The sequence below is a fragment of the Citromicrobium bathyomarinum genome (assembly GCF_038594605.1).
GTDB classification, from domain to species: Bacteria; Pseudomonadota; Alphaproteobacteria; order Sphingomonadales; family Sphingomonadaceae; genus Alteriqipengyuania; species Alteriqipengyuania bathyomarina_B.
Window position 1 is genome coordinate 1,141,223 of the sequence record NZ_JBCFZM010000001.1, and the last position, 19,390, is coordinate 1,160,612.

The window sequence follows — 19,390 nt, forward strand, 5'->3', positions numbered from 1 at the left end:
GGTGTCAGCTGTTGTCGATCACTTCGGCACCCGGGCCGTTGCTCTTGATCGAATCGATCGCGTTCTGCGCGCTCGCCTTCGAGGAATAGCCCTCGGTCGAGAACATGATCTCGGAATTGTACTTGAAGCGAACGCGAAACTCGTCCGCCTTGTCCCTGTAGATTTCGAAGGTGTGCGCCATTTCGGTGTCTCCGGTATTGGTGTCCGACGGTGCAGGCTAACAATTGAGGCCGCAGTCCACTACCCGAACCGCGCGGGAGAAAAGCTCTGTTCGTCCAGCCCCTCGGTCATCGCATCGCGTGGGGCATCGAGCAGCAGCTGTGCCCCCAGCCGCGCGGCTGCAGGGGCGGTCTGGATGCCGAACCCGCCCTGCCCTGCAAACCAGAAAAAGCCCGGCACGCGCGCATCCCAGCCGAATACCGGCAGCCGGTCGGGCGCGAAGCTTCTGAGGCCGGCCCAGGTCCGCTCGACCTTTTCCACGCGTGCATCGAACACTTCGCCGAACCGATCGAGCGCCTGCGCCACCGCCAGTTCTTCGGGCGCAACATCGGCGGGCGGCACCGGCGTTTCATCATGCGGGCTGAACCACATCGAGCCCGCGCTCTCGGGTTTGAAATAGAACCTGCCGGAAATGTCGAGCGTCAGCGGGCCGCCGCGCGGCAGCGCCGGCTGCGCCGCCAGTTGGAGCATCGTTCGCTGGAGCGGCTGGATGCCGAGCGCCCGCGCCCCTGCCAGCTCGGCAATGCCGTCCGCCCAGGCGCCCGCCGCATTGGCGATGGAGCGCGCGCGCCATTCGCGACCGTCGGCCGTGCGCAGCAGCCACCCTTCGCCTTCGCGATCAAGCGCTTCGATCCGGGCCCGGGTCACCATCTCCACCCCGGCGGCGCGGGCCGACTTCAGATAGGACTGGTGGAGCGCCGCGACATCGATATCGGCGCAATGCGGTTGCCAGATCGCCTCGCGCCATTCCGAGCGCAGGGTAGGCACATATTCGTGCGCCGCGCCCTCAGCCAAACGCTCGAACCGCGCGCCGCTATCGGTGAACCGAGCCTCGAACGCATCGAGCTTTGGCGCGTCTTCGGATCGCCCGATATAAAGCGCGCCGCGCGTCGTCAGATACCCTCCTTCGCGCAAGTGAGCTTCCGAAGCGCGGCTGAGCGGAACGATCGCCGGGCCGCCATAGCATTCCTCCCAGAACGCCGCCGAGCGCCCGGTGGTATGGTAGCCCGGCATATCCTCGGCCTCCAGCAACAGCACGCGCCTGTTCGTGCCAACCTCGGCAGCAAGGCTCGCGCCCGCCATTCCGGCCCCGATAATCGCCAGATCGTAATCCATATGCGCTAACTAGCCCTCGCGAGGTGCCTTGCGATCGAGGAAGTCCGCGATGCCATCCATCGCACGCGAGCGAACCGCGTCGACCTCGCGGAAAATCTCGTGATGCGCCTCGTCACCAAAGCGCAACAGCTCGCCATAAGGCAGGCGCCCAGCGGCTTCCTCTATCGCCCTCCATGCGACCAACTGGTCGTTGGTGGTACCGAACAGCAAGACAGGGAGTGTCACGCTCTCCAGGGCGCCCTTCGCCTCGATCACTTTCATCGATTCAATGGCGGCGGCGACCCAGCCCCAGCTCGCCGGGCCCATCGAGACATCGGGTCGCGCATTACGCCACCATAGCTCGTCTTCGTAGCGATCCACGTCGTGGGTCAGCAGCGCGCCGCGATCTTCGGGCATCGCGCCGGGCTTCTCGCTGGTCTTCCACGCCGGACGGCGCGGATCGCCCATCCGCGCGATCCCTTTCGAGACCGCGCCCAGCAGCCAGAGCGGCCCCGGGGTCCCGACCAGACCGAGCATCGGGGCGGAGAGCACCGCCGCATCGGGTGTCGCGCGTCCTTCGATCAGCGCGCGCAGCACCAGGTGCCCGCCCATCGAATGGCCGATCAGCACATGCGGCCCCGGAGTGGCGGCGACCCATTCTTTCCACAACACCGCAAGATCGCGCGTCCAGATCCCGAAATCGTCGATGTGGCCCGTATGTGCATCCTTGCCCAGCCGTCCCGAGACGCCCTGCCCCCGCCAGTCGCTCGCGGTGACGCGCCAGCCATCGCGGGCCCATTCGTCCAGCGTTTCGAGATATTTTTCGTAATGATCGCCGCGCCCCGGCATGAACAGGATCGAACCGCGCGGGGTATCCGACGCCGGCTCCCAGTCGATCCGCCGCACTTTCGCTCCATCCGCGGTCTGCCAGTGGCTCTCGCTCGCCGCATCGGGGATCGCGCGGCGGTCGAAGGATGAAGAGGATGCGGGGCTGGCGTTCATTTCGTGGTCTCTCTCGATCGCAGGGCACGTGGTTACTTTTTGGTAAGCGCCAGCGCGTAAGCCGACTTCCGACATGGGAGACCCGGGGCCACCATCATGAGCGACTATCTGCAATATGGACTGCTCGTCGGACTGGCAATCGCGCTGGTAACGGCGGCGATCACCGACCTCAAGGCGCGGCGGATCGACAACTGGCTTACCGGCGCGGTCGCACTGGGCGCACCGCTGTTCTGGTGGGCCAGCGGGTTGAGCCTGTGGCCGGGCGTCGCGTTGCAATTCAGCGTGGCACTGGCTGCCTTCGCGGTCCTCGCGGTGCTGTTCGCCTTTCGCGCGATGGGCGGCGGCGATGTGAAGCTGCTGACCGCGCTCGCGCTGTGGATCGAACCGCTGCAGTTCGGCCAGCTGATCGTCATGATGGCTTTGCTGGGCGGCGTTCTGACGCTCGTCTTCGGTGCATGGCACATCATGCGCCGTCGCAAGGATCGGCTGGCAATTCCCTATGGCGTGGCGATTTCGGCGGCGGGCCTGTGGGTATTGTCCGCCTATTATTTCCCGGCAGCGGGCAACGCCATCGGGCTTTATGCCTGATCTGGCAGATCGGCCCAGGGTGCCGAATGCGATGCCTAAGTACCGCGATGAACTCCATTTTAACCACTCACCGCATAGGCACAGCAACCATGTCGGCCGAAGGTCGACGGTTGATTGATCTGAGGGGCTGTTGAGTCATGGATAGGAAGAAGCTGGTTCTTTTGCTGGCGGCGCTGGTGATCGCGGCAGGGACAGCCCTTATCGCGCGCAGCATGTTCGCCGGGTCGAGCGCACCGCAGGCGACCGCCGCGAGTGTTGCCGCGGAACCCACCGGTCCGCGGGTACTCGTCGCCCAGCGCAGCCTGCCGGTCGGCACGATCCTCACGCAGGATGCGATCGGTTTCCAGGCATGGCCCACCGAACTGGTGCAGGACGCCTATTTTATCGATGGCGAAGCCGACGTGACCCAACTGCTGGGCACGGTCGTACGTTTCCCGATTACCGCTGGTGAGCCGGTGACGCAGGGCGGCCTTGTGGCGCCCGGCGATCGCGGCTTTCTGGCCGCGGCGCTCAGCCCGGGCATGCGTGCGATCACCGTGCCGGTCAACGCCAATACCGCCGTTGCCGGGTTCGTCTTCCCGGGCGACCGCGTCGACCTGCTGATGACCCACGATGCCGGTGGCCTCAAGGCTACCGAAACCATTCTGCGCAACCTGCGCGTGCTCGCCACCGACCAGTCGACCTCGCAGAACACGGTCGATGGCCGGACCTCGGTGCGTGCCTTCAGCACGGTCACTCTGGAAGTGACGCCGAAGATCGCGGAAAAGATTTCCGTCGCCCAGACGGTCGGCACGCTCAGCCTTTCGCTGCGCCCGATCGCAGACAGCGCGAGCGACCTCGAACGCGCGCTGGCTTCGGGCAACATCTCCATTCCGGACGATGCGACGCCCGAAGAAGAAGCCCGCCTGCTTGCACGCGCCCGGGCGACGCCGAGCGATTCCGGATCGTCCTATGCCATCGGGGCCGACGTTTCGCGCTTCGCAACCCGCACCATTCAGAGGGATGGACAGCCTCAGCAGGCGCAGCAGGCGCAGCAGGCGCAACAGGCACCCAACAGCGAAGAAATCCGGGCCATCCTCAACCAGCAGGGCATCACGACCGCCCCTGCGGCCCCGAAAGGCCCGACCGTACAGGTCTCGCGTGGGGGACAGACGTCGCAAGTTTCCGTCGGACAGACCGGTACGGTCAAGACCAGCACCGCCAAGATCGCGCCGGTGGGACAATGAACATGAAAAAGGCTCTCGCAATGAACGCCAAGCACAGCAAGTACGCGCCTGCCGGGGGCAAACGCACACGGCTTCGCTTGCGCCCCATGATGCTCGGCGCCGCCCTGATCGGGGCGCCGCTCGCGGCCATGCCGTCGGTTGCCGACGCGCAATCGATTATCCGCCCGACGCAGGACATCGTCCTCTCCATCGGCAAGGGCGAGCTGATCAACGTGCCCGGCAACATGGACAACGTCTTCATCGCCAACGACACGGTCGCGGACGTTCAGGTGAAGTCGCGCCGCCAGCTCTACCTGTTCGGCAAGTCCGGCGGGGAGACGACTGTCTACGCAAGCGATGCGGCAGGCGATGTGATCTGGGCGGCGAATATCCGCGTGGGATCGAACATCGGCAGCGTCGACCAGATGCTGGCGATGGCCATGCCGCAGGCCAAGATTTCGGTCGCAACGATGGGCAGCAACACCGTGCTGCTGACCGGCACCGTGACCAATCCGGAAGACGCCGCCGAGGCCGAACGACTGGTGCAGGCCTTCCTGGGCGACGATACCAATGTCATCGCCCGCCTGACCACCGCGACGCCGCTGCAGGTCAACCTGCAGGTCCGCTTCGCCGAAGTCAGCAAATCGCTGGTCCGCGCGCTGGGCGGCAATCTGACCACCATCGATGGCACCAACGGATTCCAGTTCGGGGTCGGCACAGGCCGCCAGGTCGCCAGCAACGCCTATATGGTAAACGGCCCTCTGGCGGTCGGCAACGGCGCCAGTGCCGCCGTGCGCGTTCTGCCGGACGGCACCGAAGTTCCCGGTCCTGCGGTAGGGACCGTCGGTAACGGCACGACGCTAAGCGGTTTCGGCAACCTCTTCGGGCTCAACATCCTCGGCGCGCTCGACCTGGCCGAAACAAATGGCCTCGTCACCACGCTGACCGAGTTCAATCTTGCCGCGCTTTCGGGCGAGACGGCGGACTTCCTCGCGGGCGGGCAATTCCCGGTCCCGGTCAGCCAGGGGCTTGGCGCAACCGCCATCGAATACCGCGATTACGGCGTGAAACTGAATTACACGCCTACCGTGCTGGCCGACGGCCGGATTTCGATCCGCGTCGCGCCCGAAGTCTCTGAATTGTCGTCGCAAGGCGCGGTTACGCTCAACGGATTTCAGGTTCCCGGCGTCACCGTGCGCCAGGCATCGACCACCCTCGAACTCGGGTCAGGCCAGAGCTTCATGATCGCCGGTCTCATGACCAACAATGCCCAGAATTCCATCGACAAGGCCCCTGGCCTTGGCGACGTGCCGATCCTGGGCAACCTGTTCCGCTCGACCAGCTTCCGCAAGGGCGAGACCGAGCTCGTGATCGTCATCACGCCTTACCTCGTGAAGCCGGTCAACGCGAACGACATCCGCCTGCCGACCGACGGCTACAACGCGCCGACGGTTCTGGGCCAGCTCGGCTTCCAGAACAATTCGACCGGGAAAAGCGAAGCATCGCGCCCGATGCCACGCACCAGCGACCGCCAGTCGACCGGGCCCGCGATCTCGCAAGGGTCGCAAGACACCAAGCGGCGGGCGGGCAAGCCGGGCCGCAAGGAACGCAGCGCCTCGGCCGCACCCGGCTTCAGCATCAATAACTGAGGGACAATACAGCCATGACCAATCGCAACCGTATCGCCCTCGGCCTGATCGCTTCCACCTTTGCCCTGTCGCTCGGCGCATGCAGCGGCGACATGAACCGCAGCGTCTACAGCACCGCGCAACCGGTGGTGGAGCGCACGCATTACACGCTCGATCTGATGGCAGGGCCCGGGGGTCTCTCGATCCCCGAACAGCGGCGCCTCGCCGGCTGGTTCGAGGCGCTGGACCTCGACTATGGCGACCGCATTTCGGTCGAGACCGATACCGCCAGCCCCGCCACGATCGAGCACATCGGCGCAATCGTCGGCCGCCACGACCTCAAACTGAGCGACGAGGCTCCGATTACCGAAGGCTTCGTCGAACCGGGCCGCGTTCGCGTGGTCGTCACCCGGTCGAGCGCGAGCGTGCCCGGCTGCCCCGACTGGTCCGACAGTTTCGACGGCAACTACGGCAACGCAACGAGCCGCAACTACGGTTGCGCAACCAACAGCAATATCGCGGCAATGGTCGCCAATCCGGAAGACCTCGTCCGGGGGCAGGAAGGCGACGGCAAGCCGGTCGTCACGACCTCGAACCGCGCCATCGAAACCTACCGCGCAGGCGGTGGCGACGACCCCCAGTAAGATAGCGAGCGAACGAGGAAACACGATGAACGCACCGTGGAATTCAGGCATGCCGGGCAACCGCGATCCCTTCGCCGCCTTTCTTTGCGACGACAACGCGCTGGACACCCTGCGCCCGGTCGTCGCGGAACTGGGCTGGGCGCCCGAGAAATGCGCTAAGGGCGGATTGCGCAATGCGATCCAGAGCCTGTCGGTCAGCGCGAGCCCCAATATCCTGATCGTCGACCTGTCGGAATGCAGCGACCCGCTGACCGAGATCAACGGCCTCGCCGAGGTCTGCGAGCCGGGCACCGTAGTGATCGCCGTCGGCCAGGTGAACGATGTGCGGCTTTACCGCGATCTGCTGGCGAGCGGCATTCACGACTATCTGCTCAAGCCGCTGGCATCGAGCCAGCTGCGTGATGCGCTGAACGACGCCCAAACCGTGTTCAACACGCCCAAAGCCGTCGATGCACAAACCGCCAAGCGGCATGTTTCGACTGCCGTCGTCGGCACCCGCGGCGGCGCGGGCGCCTCGATGGTCGCGACCTCGCTCGCATGGCTGTTCAGCGACGAACAGAAGCTGCCGACCGCACTCCTCGATCTCGACGTGCATTTCGGGACCGGCGCGCTGACGCTCGACCTCGAACCGGGGCGCGGGCTGACCGACGCGATCGACAATCCCAGCCGGATCGACGGCCTGTTCATCGAACGCGCGATGATCCGCGCGAACGACAACCTCGCCGTCCTGTCCGCCGAAGCGCCGATCAGTGCGCCGCTGATGACCGACGGCGCGGCCTTCGTGCAACTGGAGGAAGAATTCCGGCAGGCATTCGAAATCACCGTGATCGACATGCCGCGCAACATGCTGATCAACTTCCCGCAGCTGCTCGCCGATGTGAACATCGTCACCGTGGTGTGCGAATTCACGCTGGCCTCAGCCCGCGATGCGATCCGCATCCTCAGCTGGCTCAAGAGCTACGCACCGCACGCACAGGCGGTGGTGATCGCCAACAAGGCGCAGAGCGCGCTGGTGGAAATCAGCAAGGCGGACTTCGAAGCCTCGATCGAGCGCAAGGTCGACTTCGTGCTGCCCTATGACGCAAAGTCGGCGACCAATGCCGCCAAGCTGGGTCAGGCCTTCGTCGAGGCAAACAAGTCGAGCAAGGTGACAAGCCAGCTTCGCAACCTCGTAGATCGCGTGCTCTCCGCCGGGGACGAGGCCGTCGAGGCCGACGAACCCACGCAAGGCAAGAAATCGCTGCTCGGCTCGCTCGACCTCAAGGCGCTGTTGCCGACCTCGATCAAGAGCAAGCCTGCATCTCCCAAGCCAGCCAAGAAGAAAGGGGCAGCGAAGATCGACGCCTGACCGGTAGCGGGGTTCGAAGCGAACCGCGCGGATCGGCAAAGCGGCTTGATCTGACGCAAGACCATGGATCTCATCCAGCTCTTCATCCTTGCCCTGGGCAGCTTCGCGGCGATCGGACTGGCCGTTTTCGCGCTGTCCGGTCCGTCCACGAAAAAGCAGGTCCAGCGCCGGCTCAGCGGCGTGCGCTATCGCCATTCGGAAAGCACCGACGCCAAGGTCGAGTCGCAGATGAAGAAGGCGATGGCCCAGCGCAAACCGAAGGTCCACAAGGTCGCCGGGTCGGGCTCGCGCGCAGAAGCGCTCGCGCTGCGTCTCCAGCGGACCGGCAAGGCCTGGACGGTCTCGCAATATGTCTATGTCAGCCTCGGCCTTGCGCTTGCCGTCGGACTTATCCTCTATCTGCAGACGGGCGTCCCCCTGCTGTCGCTGATCGGCGGCCTGGTCATCGGTGCGGGCCTGCCGCACATGCTCGTCAACTTCTTCATCAAGCGTCGCACCACCAAGTTTACCGCCAAGTTTCCCGATGCGATCGACCTGCTGGTGCGCGGCCTGCGCTCCGGCCTGCCGGTGACCGAGACACTCGCCGTGGTCGCTCAGGAAATCGAAGGCCCGGTGGGGCTCGAGTTTCGCGGGATCATCGAACGGATCAAGATCGGCCGTTCGATGGAGGATGCAATGCAAGTCAGCGCCGATCGGCTCAACCTGCCCGAATTCAACTTCTTCGTCATCACGCTGGCGATCCAGCGCGAAACCGGCGGCAATCTGGCGGAAACGCTCTCAAACCTGTCCGACGTGCTGCGCAAGCGCTCGCAAATGAAGCTGAAGATCAAGGCGATGAGCTCTGAATCGAAAGCCTCCGCCTACATCGTCGGTTCGCTGCCCTTCCTCGTCTTCTTCATGATCTGGTTCATCAACCCGTCCTATATCGGCGCGTTCTTCGTCGACGAGCGGCTGATGGTGATCGGCCTCGGCGGCCTCGGCTGGATGGGCATCGGCGTGTTCATCATGGCCAAGATGGTGAGCTTCGAGATCTGATGAGCTTTACACCCGCCCTCCTCTTCACCTCGCCGAGCAGCGGCCCGACCCTTCTCGGCGTCGACGTGATCCTCGTCGCCACCGTGCTCGCTGGCGTTGCCGCGATGGCGATCATGCTGGCGATCTATGCCGCAGTCACCGTGCGCGACCCGATGGTCAAACGGGTCAAGGCGCTCAATGCCCGTCGCGACGAACTGAAGGCGGGCATCGTCAAGGAGCACGGACGCAAACGCAAGAGCCTGGTCCGGCGCACGCAGAAGACCGACAAGGTCAAGGACGCGCTGAACAACTTCAAGGTCCTGCAACCCAGCCAGCTGGAAGCTGTGCAGCAGAAGCTGGCCCATGCCGGCATCCGCAACAAGGAATATGCGGTTTACGTGATCGGCGCGCGGGCGGTTCTGCCCGTCGTGCTGGGCATGCTCGCGTTCTACGTCTTTTACGTCTCGGGCTCCTACGAGGACTGGGGCGCGATGAAGAAGCTGGGCGCGCTCGCCGCGGCCTTGGGCCTTGGCTACAAAGGCCCGGAACTCTACATCGCCAACAAGGCCAAGAAGCGCACCGACGCGATCCGCAAGGGCCTGCCCGACGCGCTCGACCTGCTGGTGATCTGCGCGGAGGCGGGCCTGACGGTCGATGCCGCCTTCAACCGCGTCGCCAAGGAATTGGGCCGTGCCTATCCCGAACTGGGCGACGAGTTTCTGCTGACCGCGATCGAGCTGTCGTTCCTCAACGAACGCAAGAAGGCGTTCGACAACCTCGCCTACCGCGTCGATCTGGAATCGGTGCAGGGCGTGGTGACCACGATGATCCAGACCGAGCGTTACGGCACCCCGCTCGCCTCGGCATTGCGCGTCCTGTCTGCCGAATTCCGCAACGAGCGGATGATGCGGGCGGAGGAAAAGGCCGCGCGACTGCCCGCGATCATGACCGTGCCGCTGATCCTGTTCATCCTGCCCACGCTGTTCATCGTCATCCTCGGCCCGGCAGGCTGCTCGATCGCGGATGCCTTCAGCTAAGCCGATAATCGAAAGCGACCGGCCCGTTCGCGGCTAGACAAGCCAACCGCGAACGGGATCGGACCGGGTGTCAGCCAAGCACCCTGCCCGCGATCGCATCCAGCTTCGCCACGAGCGTCTTGTCGCGCATCTCGGGCGCAGTGATGATCGCGTGCTCCAGCGCGGTGTCGACCGGGCTTGGCGCACGCGTTTCGGGCAAGGTAGCGATCAACTCGTCCAGCATCGCCCGCGCGCGGTCCGCATTGCCCTTGAGCACGGCGAGAATATCGAACGCCTCGACCCCGGCCTCTTCATCGCGCCAGCTGTCGTAATCGGTGACCATGCCGATCATCGCGTAGGGTAGCTCCGCCTCGCGCGCGAGCCGCGCCTCGGGCATCCCCGTCATCCCGATCACATCGCCGCCCCAGCCGCGATACATCCGGCTTTCCGCGCGGGTGGAGAATTGCGGGCCTTCCATCGCGATGTAGGTTCCGCCGCGATGGACGGTCGATCCGCTCGCTTCGGCTGCGCCAGCGACCAGCGCCGCGAGCCGCGGGCAAACCGGATCGGCGAGGCTGACGTGCGCCACCAGACCTTCGCTGAAGAAACTCTGCACGCGTCCACTGGTACGATCGATGAACTGGTCGACACCCACGAAGTGCGTCGGGGCCATATCCTCGCGCAGAGAACCGATAGCGCTGATCGCGACCAGATCGGTCACCCCGCACCGCTTCATCACGTCGATATTGGCGCGGTAATTGACCGTATCCGGCGATTTGGCATGCCCCGCCCCGTGCCGGGCCATGAAGCTGAGCCGCACTCCGCCCACGGTCCCCGTGGTGACCGGACCGGAGGGTTCGCCGAAGGGCGAGGAAACCTCGATCTGCTGCTGGCCTTCCAGCTCAATGCCTTCGTAAAGGCCCGATCCGCCAAGGACGCCAATGTGCCAGGCTTCGCTCATTTGGAAAAACTCATGTGTAATCGGGCTCCTGCCACCAAGGATAGAAATCGGGCATGTCGGTGCTGACCTTGCCGGTGAATTCGGGCGGACGTTTCTCGAGGAAGCTGGCGATACCTTCCTTCGCGTCGGCCCCGCGCGAGAGGCGGTAGATCGAACGGCTGTCGATCCGGTGCGCCTTCATCGGGTGATCTTCCGCCGAAAGCCGCCACATCATCGCACGCGTCATCGCGACAGAGATGGGCGAGGCATTCTCCGCGATCTCGCTCGCCAGCCCACGCGCCGCATCCATCAACTCGCCCTGCGGGTGGACCGAACGCACCAGCCCCGCATCGAGCGCTTCGGATGCATCGAAGATCCGCCCCGTCATGCACCATTCGAGCGCTTTCGACATGCCGACGAGGCGCGGGAGGAACCAGCTGGAGCATGCCTCCGGCGTGATCCCGCGCTTGGCAAAGACGAAGCCGAAGCGTGCATTGTCCGAACACAGCCGCATGTCGAAGGGCAGTTGCATCGTCGCGCCGACGCCGACCGCGACGCCGTTGCACGCGCCGATGAGCGGCTTTTGCGAATTGAACAGCCGCAGGACGAGCCGCCCGCCGCCATCGCGCACCAGCGGCTCCGACAGGTCGTCGACCGTGGCCGGGTCGGAGAAAACGTGCTTTTCGGTGCCGTCCGAGTTCTTCGGCGGGGTCAGGTCGGCCCCGGCGCAAAAGGCGCGCTCGCCCTCGCCCGTCACGATCACCGCCCGCACCGCATCGTCGGCATCGGTGATGTCGATCGCCTCGATCATCTCGTCGCGCATTACATTCGTGAAGGCGTTCATCTTTTCCGGGCGATGCAACGTGATCGTCGCGATGGCGCCATCGATATCGAGCTTGATCTGCGTGAAATCGGTCATGTCTTCGCTCCCCCGCCCTGACACACCTGACACAGTGTCTTGGTGCAGAAAACCGTCCCGCGCGCGCCAGTGCCCGGATCCCCAGTGCCCGGATCGATAGTATTCGACGGATTGGCAGCGCAGCTCATCCAACCAGCGATAGGGCAAGCCCATCGCAGTAGGGAAGGCCGAAAGGGACTATTTCGACGCGGCGAAAACTCAAGGGTCGGTAGCCGCCATCGGCAGCCACCGGTCCCCCAATCCTCATCGAACGCTAAACGCTCAGTGGCTTGCCTGGCCGAGCGCCGCCGCGATCACATCGGTCCGGCCCCAGGTCGCGAGATCTTCCGCTGCGACTTTCGCCTCGTCGAAACGCATGCCCCACACCCCGCCGAGCGTCACCGCATCGTCGTAGCTGTAGGGCAGATCGGTCCAGTTGCAGCGCGCGCCGCGCTCGCGACTTTCGTTGAGGACTACCGGGACATTGGCGACCAGCCCCGCCCCGATCTTGTTGCCGATCTCGATTTTTCCCTGGTATGCATCGGTTCCATAAAGCTGGCCGATCAGCTTCGCATCGCAGTAGGAATAGCCTGAGGCGAAGAACCGGTCGAGCGCCCCATCGGGGTCGCTGGCGTCGGCTTCGCCGCCCTCTTCCATCAGGTAGCCGGTCACCTCGCCGCTGCGGCCCATGGTGAACATCCGTGCCGCACGCGCCTTTGCTTCCCACGGCGTGGTGCCCCACACCCTGGCAAGTGCTTCCGCATTGTCGTAGGTCAACCCGGTGTCGGCCCACTCGCAGCCATGGCCCCGGTTGCGGCTGGACTGGAGCACGTCGACCAGGTTCTCCGCATAGCCGCCGACGATCTTCATACCGATCTGGATCTTGCCTTCGTAGGGATCCATCCCCCACAGCTGGCCGACCAGCTTGGCATCGCAATAGGTGTAGTCGGAGTTGCCGAAGGCGCGGACGTAGTCGTTTTCGGACTGCGCGACGAGCGGCTGGTAGGCGACAAGGCCTGCGGCGGACGTGGTGAGCATCAGGGCCAGCGCCACGCGCAGCCCGCGCTTTTTCCTCGGCACGCTTCGATCAGTCGTCATTTTCGGGTCCTCCCCCTCTGAGATGTTCTTGCGACCCTTCGAACACGCTTTTGCGGCGGTATAGCACGGTTTTCGGGGCCCGTCTGCGACCTCGTCACCGGCGCGAAAGTTCCGGAATGGTTTCAACAAGCTCGGCCTCGTCGGCGGGTATGTCCGGGGCATCGGGATCGCGGCAGAAGTGCAGAATTGCCGCACACCCTCGCGCCCAGCGCAGCACCTCTGCGGCATCGAGCGTGGCCGGAAAGATGCGAAACTCGATCGTGTCCTTGCCCGCCGTTTCGTTGACCAGATTGGCGAGATTGATGTCGCACCATTTCTTGAGGCCGACCTGCGCGAGCCGCCGCGCCGCGTCGAGCCAGTCGAGCGTGGCGAAGGCAGGGTCCGCGACGAGGCGCGCCAGCTCGGGCGGCCATCCGCCCAGCCGCACGCAGGCCGGATTGCTCTGCGCGAACGCGCGCAGCGCCGCATGGTGGGCCTCGTAGAAGGCGACCAGCCGTGCGAGCGCACGCGGGTCCCGCATCGGCGCGGCGTCGAAATGGATATGCGTCGCGCCCTCATGCGGCAGCGTGAAGCCAAGCGCGCGTGCATCGGCGAGCAATGCGCCGATGATCTCGGCATGCCCGCTTTCGATCGGCGCGGTGACGATCTCGCAGGGCCGCTCGCGCTCGCCCGGCAGCGGCGCGCCGATGGCGACCGAAGCGCCTAGCGCATCCACCACCCTCACCATGCCCCCGTCATGCGTCTGGGTCTGCGTACCGAACAGGGCCGCGAGCGGGGCCAGCACATCCTCGAGCGGGGCCTCGGCATCGCAGTGCTGCTGGACTAGCCGCAACAGCCGCGCATCGTCGGCGACGATCCGATACCATCCCTGTCTGGGTACATGGCTCTTGTCGAGATCGGCCTGGAGCGTGAGGTCATCGACGAAGCTCGCGATCCACGCGCCTTGCGCATCGGCGACCCGATGGCCGAGCGTCAGGTTCTCGAACACCGGATGGCCGGGCACCGCGCTGGTCTCGCTCTCGGGGTGGAAGATGCGGGTGGCACTGCCGCCGACCCGCGCCGCCACCTGCCGCGCCAAAGCCTCGCGGCTGCTCCCCAGCGGCGCCAACAGCTCGATCTCGACGCCGATTTTCCAGTCGATATGGCGCATATTCTCCCCCCGGAAACGAAACGGGCCCCCGCCTTGCAGCAGGAGCCCGTCTGTTTAGCGCAATGTGGCGCTTCTTACCTCGGCGCCATTCGGATCGCGCCGTCGAGGCGCACGTCCTCGCCATTGAAGTAGGTATTTTCGAGCATCACCATCGCCAGCTTGGCATATTCCTCGGGCAGGCCGAGGCGCTTGGGGAACGGGACCGACGCGGCCAGCGCGTCCTTCACCTGCGGCGGTGCGGCGTTCATCAGCGGCGTGTTGAAGATGCCGGGAAGGATCGTGTTCACCCGGATGCCTTCCTTCATCAGATCGCGCGCGATGGGCAGCGTCATGCCGACAACGCCGCCCTTCGACGCCGAATAGGCCGCCTGGCCCATCTGGCCATCTTCCGCCGCGACCGACGCGGTGTTGACGATCGCGCCGCGCTCTCCATCGTCGTTGATCGGATCGAGGGTCATCATCCCGGCCGCCGACTTGGCGATGCAGCGGAAGGTGCCCACAAGGTTCACCTGGATCACGAAGTCGAACGCCGACAGCGGGTAATGCTTGATGCTGCCATCGTTCTTGTCGCGGCTGGCGGTCTTGATCGCGTTGCCGATCCCGGCGCAGTTGACGAGGATACGCTCCTGCCCATGCGCTTCGCGCGCCTTGGCGAAGGCTGCGTCGACTTCCTCCTCGCTGGTCACATTGACCTTGCAGAAGGTGCCGCCGAGTTCCTTGGCGACCTTTTCGCCTTCGTCTTCCTTCATGTCGAAGATCGCGACCTTGGCGCCCGTCGCGGCAATCGCCTTTGCGGTCGCAAGGCCGAGGCCCGACGCGCCGCCGGTGACGATGGCGGGGGTTTTGCTGCTGATTTCCATCAAATTCTCTCCGGTTTGGTGTTGTTAGAGCGCTTCGACGATGGTCACATTGGCGACGCCGCCGCCTTCGCACATCGTCTGCAGCCCGTACTTCTTGCCGCGCGCATGCAGCGCGTGGATCAGCGTTGCCATCAGCTTGGTGCCCGAAGCACCCAGCGGGTGGCCGAGCGCGATCGCCCCGCCATTCACGTTAAGCTTCGCCGGGTCCGCACCGACATGCTTCATCCATGCCATCGGGACCGGCGCGAACGCCTCGTTGACCTCGTAAAGATCAATATCGTCGATGGAGAGGCCCGCTTTCTTCAGCGCCTTCTCGGTCGCGAAGAGCGGCTCTTCCAGCATGATGACCGGGTCGCCCGCGGTCACCGTCAGGTCGACGATCCGCGCGAGTGGCGTCAGCCCGTGCTCCTTCAGCATCGCTTCGGACACGATCAGCGCGGCGCTCGACCCGTCGCAGATCTGACTGGCGGAAGCTGCGGTGATCGTGCCTTCGGGGCTCAGCAGCTTGACGCTCGCGATCCCTTCGAGGCTCGCATCGAAGCGAATGCCCTCGTCCACGGTGTGCATCTGCTCGCCATCTTCGGTCTCGATCGGGATCGGCACGATTTCGGCGTCGAAGCGGTTGGCCTTGGTCGCGGCGGCTGCCTTTTCGTGGCTGGCGAGCGCAAAGCGGTCCATCTCGTCCTTCGAAAAGCCGTGCTTCTTGGCCATCATCTCGGCGCCGACGAACTGGCTCCACTGGACTCCGGGGTATTTCTTCTCGAGGCCCGGCGACTTATAATTGCCCAGCCCTTCCTTCATATGGAACATCGCGGAAGAGCCCATCGGCACGCGCGTCATGCTTTCCACACCGCTGGCGATCACGACATCCTGCGTGCCGCTCATCACCGCTTGGGCTGCAAACTGGATCGCCTGCTGCGAAGATCCACACTGCCGGTCGATCGTCACCGCCGGCGTGCTTTCGGGCAGGTGTTTGGTCGCGAGGACCGCGTTGCGGCCCACCTGCATCGCCTGCTGGCCCGCCTGGCTGACGCAGCCCATGATAACATCGTCGATCACCTTGGGGTCGATTCCGGTGCGCTCCACCAGTGCATCCAGCGTCTGCGCGGCCAGGTCGACCGGGTGCACATCGGCCAGCTTGCCGCCGCGCTTGCCCCCGGCGGTCCGCACCGCATCCACGATATAGGCGTCTGCCATCAATCTCTCTCCTTAGCTCTGATCGGCTTTAGTTTCGTTTGACAACTGAATTGGCCGCGAGGCCGGTGCGTGTCAAGCATCGGCGAGCCTGCCCGGCTTGCCTCGCCGACCGGCCAGCGCCTAAGACAGCAGCGATGGCCAGGACCCTTTTCGAACTCAACCCCGATCTCGACCGCGCAGCGCTGGGCCGTCGGTTCCGCGAGACCGGCCGCGTGCAGGTGCGCGATGTGCTGACGCGCGAGGCGGCAGAGGAAATCCAGGCGATCCTCACCAAGGCCACGCCATGGGGCATGGCGGTGCGCGCAGGCAGCGGCGCCGATACGCCGCCGCGCGCGTTCAGCAATGCAGAGATCGCCGCAGCCGGCGGTGCGGAGGCGGTCAACCGGATGGCCAATGCCGCCGCGCAGGCGAGCGCGCGAGGCGATTACGGCTTTCGCTATGCCCAGTTCTCGCTTGTCGAGGCGGTCCAGAAGAGCTGGAACCCGGGTGGCCCGCACGAACTCCTGCTCGAACATATCAATGCCGAGCCGATGATGGACCTCGTGCGCGAAATCACCGGCTTTGCGGAACTGGTCAAAGCCGACGGGCAAGCGACACTCTTCGCGCCGCAGCACTACCTCGGCAAGCACAGCGACAGCCATGTCGCCGAGGGGTGGAAGGTCGCCTATGTCCTCAACTTCGCGCGCGAAGACTGGCAGGCGGACTGGGGCGGCTATCTGCTGTTCCTCGACGAGGATGGCGATGTGATCGAAGGCTTCCGGCCGCGATTCAACGCGCTCAACATATTCGCCGTGCCGCAAGATCATCTCGTCAGTTTCGTGCCGCCCTTCGCACCTGCCGGCAGGCTGGCGATCACCGGCTGGTTCCGCGACCGGTGAGTACCTCCCCGCGCGAATGGCACGAGCGCGCGATCGCGGCGGAACGCGGCGGCTCCCCGCAAGAGGCGGAACGGATTATCACCGAAGGTCTGGGCGAGCATCCACGCGAGGCTGAGCTGCACAACAGCGCGGGCAACCTCGCGATGCGCCGCAGAGACTTCGTGCTGGCAGCAGAGCGCTTCGCCGCCGCTGCCCGGATCGCGCCGACCCACCTGCCCTTCGCGATCAACGAAGCCATCGCCCGCACGCAAGGCGGTGCGCCGGATAGCGCGCTGGCAGCACTCGCCCCATACGAAGACGCGGGCCGCGCCGACGCGCGCTATTGCACCACCCGCGCCAACGCCGCACGGCTGGCAGGCGATCCTGCGATGGCGAGCGAATGGTATGACCGCGCACTCGCGCTCGATCGCGGGAATGCCCGCGCGCTCGCCGGGCGCGCGCGGATCGCGCTGGAACGTAACGAAGCCAACGCGGTTGCGCGCATCGACACCGCCCTTGCGCGCGAGCCGGGCGACCCGCATCTCTGGCTGTCGAAGGCGCAAGCGCTCGACCTTGCGGGCGATCTCGCGGGCGCGCAAGCGCTCACCCGGCAGATCGTCGATCAGGCGCCGACCTGGCGCGACGGACTGGACCTGCTCGCCCAGCTGCGGCTTGCCGCGGGCGATGCGGATTTCGACGATCACTTTGCCGAGGCCGCCCGCAAGGCTCCTTCTGACCGGACGATCCCGATCGCCCATACGCTGGCACTGGCGGCAGTCGAACGTTTCGCGGAGGCCACCGAGATCGCGACGCAGGCGCAAACCCGGTTCCCCGAGGCGGAGCGCTTCGTGCTGTTCGAAGCGAGCTTTGCGAGCGCGGCCGGTGACGATGCCCGTGCCGAAAATGCCTTCGGCAAGTTGCGCGAAGATACGCTCGACCGGGCGCAGAACGAGGCCCGCCATCGGCTGCGCACGCAGGACTGGGCAGCCGCCCAGACCGCGCTCGACCGCGCGTTTCACCATGCCCCGTTCGACGGCACGACATGGGCGCTGGCCGGAATGCTGTGGCGCGTGACCGACGACCCCCGCGCCGAATGGCTGCATGGGCAGGAAGGGCTCGTGCGCCTGATCGCGCTGACCGATGCGCAGACGGTGCTGCCGCCTGCCATCGCGCTGCTGGAGCAAATACATGCAACGGCGACCTTCCCCATCGGCCAGTCGCTGCGGGGCGGCACCCAGACGCGCGGCATATTGTTCAACCGGAAAGAGCCCGAACTGGCGGCGCTGCGCGATGCCCTCTTGGCGACGCTGGACGAATATCGCGCCGGGCTTCCCGCCGCCGATCCGCAGCACCCGCTGCTGCGCCTCGCCCACACGCCGTGGGCGCTCGCGGGATCGTGGTCGGTTCGCCTGACAGGCGGGCGCGATCACCATGCGTCTCATACGCATCCGCAGGGGCTGTTATCCTCCGCGCTCTATCTCCTGCTGCCGCCGACCGACGACGCCCACGGCGAGGGCGCACTGGAGCTGGGGCGCCCGCCCCCCGATCTCAGGCTCGACCTGCCGCCGCTCCATGTCATTCGTCCGCAGGAAGGCCATCTGGCGCTGTTTCCAAGCACGCTTTTCCATGGCACCACTCCTTTCACAAAGGGCGCGCGGATGACCGTGGCGTTCGATGTCGTGGCGAGAGGGGGCCCCGGATGAGCGACAAAGCAGCCGCATGGAAGGCCTTCTGGGCGCAGCAGGGGCCCGGCAATGCGACCGGTTGCCTGCCTGCGCGCTGGCAATCGGTTTTTGCAGAGCTGGAAGGCGCCTGGCGCAAGTTTGCAGCAGGCCTGCCCGAGAATGCACGGGTCCTCGACCTGGCGACCGGCGACGCACGCGTGCTGCACTGGCTGGGCGAAGCGCGGGCCGACGTGACGCGAACGGGTGTCGATCTTGCTCCAAGCCTGCCGCCCGCCCCGCCGGGCGTCAGCATCCATACCGGGGTCGCCATGGAAGACCTGCCCTTCGAGGATGACGGTTTCGACGCGGTCGTCAGCCAGTTCGGCGTCGAATATGGCGAGCCGCCCGCAACCGCGCGCGAAGTCGCCCGAACGACGACCGAGGATGCGACCGTGGCCCTGATCGTCCATCGCGGCGATGGCGCCATCCTTGCCCACAATCTCGCCCGGGCGGAGCAGATCCGATGGGTGCTCGATGAAACCGGCCTGATCGACGCGACGAAAGCAGCCGTTACCGAAGACACCGCGCCCTGGGCGACCGCCACCGCCAGCGTCGCTGCCGTCGTCGACCAAGGACGGCAGCGTTACGGCGATCGCTCTGCCGGATGGGAAATCCCCGAAGCCATTCGCCGGTCGCTGGTGATGGGCGCGCAGGCTGGCGATAGCGCCGCTGGCGTCATCGGCCTGCTCGACAGGATCGAGAGCCAGGCGCGCAATGAACTCGCACGGATCGACTCGCTCGCCGGGGCCTGCGAGACAGCCGATGCGCGCGAAGACTTTCTCGCCGCGTTCGAAGCCCACGACCTGGCCCTTACCGATAGTCGCGAATTGCACGACGCCGCCGGGCGCCTGTTTGCCGAAATGCTGGAACTCCGGCGCACCTGAGCGCCAGCAGCCCTCCCCGCCCT

19 protein-coding genes are annotated in these 19,390 nt (G+C 65.5%); 10 read left to right on the forward strand and 9 right to left on the reverse strand.

The genetic code is table 11. The features are described from left to right. Positions 1 to 4: 4 nt before the first annotated feature. The 3 genes from AAG612_RS05595 to AAG612_RS05605 are packed head-to-tail and all read right to left on the reverse strand — an operon-like array spanning position 5 to position 2,316. A complete protein-coding gene (locus AAG612_RS05595; RefSeq protein ID WP_342508053.1) occupies positions 5 to 181 on the reverse strand; it encodes a YegP family protein in 177 nt (58 codons plus the stop codon). A gap of 59 nt (positions 182 to 240) precedes the next feature. After that, positions 241 to 1,335: an NAD(P)/FAD-dependent oxidoreductase gene (locus AAG612_RS05600; RefSeq protein ID WP_342508055.1), complete on the reverse strand. Its 1,095-nt coding sequence runs from the start codon at positions 1,333 to 1,335 to the stop codon at positions 241 to 243. Positions 1,336 to 1,344: 9 nt separating this feature from the next. After that, positions 1,345 to 2,316 carry an alpha/beta fold hydrolase gene (locus AAG612_RS05605; RefSeq protein WP_342508057.1) on the reverse strand — a complete coding sequence of 324 codons (972 nt, stop codon included), beginning with the start codon at positions 2,314 to 2,316 and terminating at the stop codon, positions 1,345 to 1,347. Between the two features lie 96 nt (positions 2,317 to 2,412). Here AAG612_RS05605 and AAG612_RS05610 point away from each other — a divergent pair, with 96 nt between their 5' ends. From AAG612_RS05610 to AAG612_RS05640, 7 genes are all read left to right on the forward strand, one after another. Then, positions 2,413 to 2,904: an A24 family peptidase gene (locus tag AAG612_RS05610; protein ID WP_342508059.1), complete on the forward strand. Its 492-nt coding sequence runs from the start codon at positions 2,413 to 2,415 to the stop codon at positions 2,902 to 2,904. 137 nt (positions 2,905 to 3,041) lie between these two features. Beyond that, entirely contained in the window at positions 3,042 to 4,130 is a 1,089-nt protein-coding gene (cpaB, locus tag AAG612_RS05615; RefSeq protein WP_342508061.1) for a Flp pilus assembly protein CpaB, read from the forward strand. Positions 4,131 to 4,132: 2 nt separating this feature from the next. Further along, entirely contained in the window at positions 4,133 to 5,758 is a 1,626-nt protein-coding gene (locus tag AAG612_RS05620) for a type II and III secretion system protein family protein (protein WP_425341831.1), read from the forward strand. Positions 5,759 to 5,772: 14 nt separating this feature from the next. Continuing rightward, positions 5,773 to 6,381, forward strand: coding sequence for a CpaD family pilus assembly protein (locus AAG612_RS05625; RefSeq protein ID WP_342508063.1), 609 nt, complete (start codon positions 5,773 to 5,775; stop codon positions 6,379 to 6,381). 25 nt (positions 6,382 to 6,406) lie between these two features. Next, a complete protein-coding gene (locus AAG612_RS05630; RefSeq protein WP_342508065.1) occupies positions 6,407 to 7,729 on the forward strand; it encodes a pilus assembly protein CpaE in 1,323 nt (440 codons plus the stop codon). A gap of 63 nt (positions 7,730 to 7,792) precedes the next feature. Next, on the forward strand, positions 7,793 to 8,764 hold the full coding sequence (locus tag AAG612_RS05635; RefSeq protein WP_342508067.1) for a type II secretion system F family protein: 972 nt from the start codon (positions 7,793 to 7,795) through the stop codon (positions 8,762 to 8,764). After that, positions 8,764 to 9,780, forward strand: coding sequence for a type II secretion system F family protein (locus AAG612_RS05640; protein WP_342508069.1), 1,017 nt, complete (start codon positions 8,764 to 8,766; stop codon positions 9,778 to 9,780). Before AAG612_RS05635 ends, AAG612_RS05640 begins: the two co-directional genes overlap by 1 nt. Positions 9,781 to 9,850: 70 nt before the next feature. Here AAG612_RS05640 and mtnP read toward each other — a convergent pair whose 3' ends face one another. From mtnP to AAG612_RS05670, 6 genes are all read right to left on the reverse strand, one after another. Continuing rightward, the gene (gene mtnP, locus AAG612_RS05645; RefSeq protein WP_342508071.1) at positions 9,851 to 10,720 is read right to left on the reverse strand and encodes an S-methyl-5'-thioadenosine phosphorylase; all 870 of its coding nucleotides are present in this window, start codon (positions 10,718 to 10,720) and stop codon (positions 9,851 to 9,853) included. Positions 10,721 to 10,730: 10 nt separating this feature from the next. After that, on the reverse strand, positions 10,731 to 11,618 hold the full coding sequence (locus AAG612_RS05650; RefSeq protein WP_342508073.1) for a crotonase/enoyl-CoA hydratase family protein: 888 nt from the start codon (positions 11,616 to 11,618) through the stop codon (positions 10,731 to 10,733). A gap of 261 nt (positions 11,619 to 11,879) precedes the next feature. Continuing rightward, positions 11,880 to 12,695 (reverse strand): hypothetical protein, encoded by an 816-nt coding sequence (locus AAG612_RS05655; RefSeq protein WP_342508075.1) that lies wholly within the window; start codon positions 12,693 to 12,695, stop codon positions 11,880 to 11,882. Positions 12,696 to 12,789: 94 nt separating this feature from the next. Next, positions 12,790 to 13,845, reverse strand: a complete 1,056-nt coding sequence (locus tag AAG612_RS05660; protein ID WP_342508078.1) for an amidoligase family protein — start codon at positions 13,843 to 13,845, stop codon at positions 12,790 to 12,792. 74 nt (positions 13,846 to 13,919) lie between these two features. Further along, positions 13,920 to 14,705: an SDR family NAD(P)-dependent oxidoreductase gene (locus tag AAG612_RS05665; RefSeq protein WP_342508080.1), complete on the reverse strand. Its 786-nt coding sequence runs from the start codon at positions 14,703 to 14,705 to the stop codon at positions 13,920 to 13,922. Positions 14,706 to 14,729: 24 nt separating this feature from the next. Next, positions 14,730 to 15,902, reverse strand: coding sequence for an acetyl-CoA C-acetyltransferase (locus tag AAG612_RS05670; RefSeq protein ID WP_342508082.1), 1,173 nt, complete (start codon positions 15,900 to 15,902; stop codon positions 14,730 to 14,732). 134 nt (positions 15,903 to 16,036) lie between these two features. On the opposite strand from AAG612_RS05670, the gene AAG612_RS05675 reads away from it, so the two are divergent. The 3 genes from AAG612_RS05675 to AAG612_RS05685 are packed head-to-tail and all read left to right on the forward strand — an operon-like array spanning position 16,037 to position 19,367. Then, positions 16,037 to 16,780, forward strand: coding sequence for a 2OG-Fe(II) oxygenase (locus AAG612_RS05675; protein WP_342508084.1), 744 nt, complete (start codon positions 16,037 to 16,039; stop codon positions 16,778 to 16,780). Next, positions 16,777 to 18,462, forward strand: a complete 1,686-nt coding sequence (locus tag AAG612_RS05680) for a putative 2OG-Fe(II) oxygenase (RefSeq protein WP_342508086.1) — start codon at positions 16,777 to 16,779, stop codon at positions 18,460 to 18,462. The genes AAG612_RS05675 and AAG612_RS05680 overlap by 4 nt, the downstream gene beginning before the upstream one ends. Next, complete coding sequence (locus AAG612_RS05685; RefSeq protein ID WP_342508088.1) at positions 18,459 to 19,367, forward strand: class I SAM-dependent methyltransferase; 909 nt, start codon at positions 18,459 to 18,461, stop codon at positions 19,365 to 19,367. Before AAG612_RS05680 ends, AAG612_RS05685 begins: the two co-directional genes overlap by 4 nt. Positions 19,368 to 19,390 lie beyond the last annotated feature (23 nt).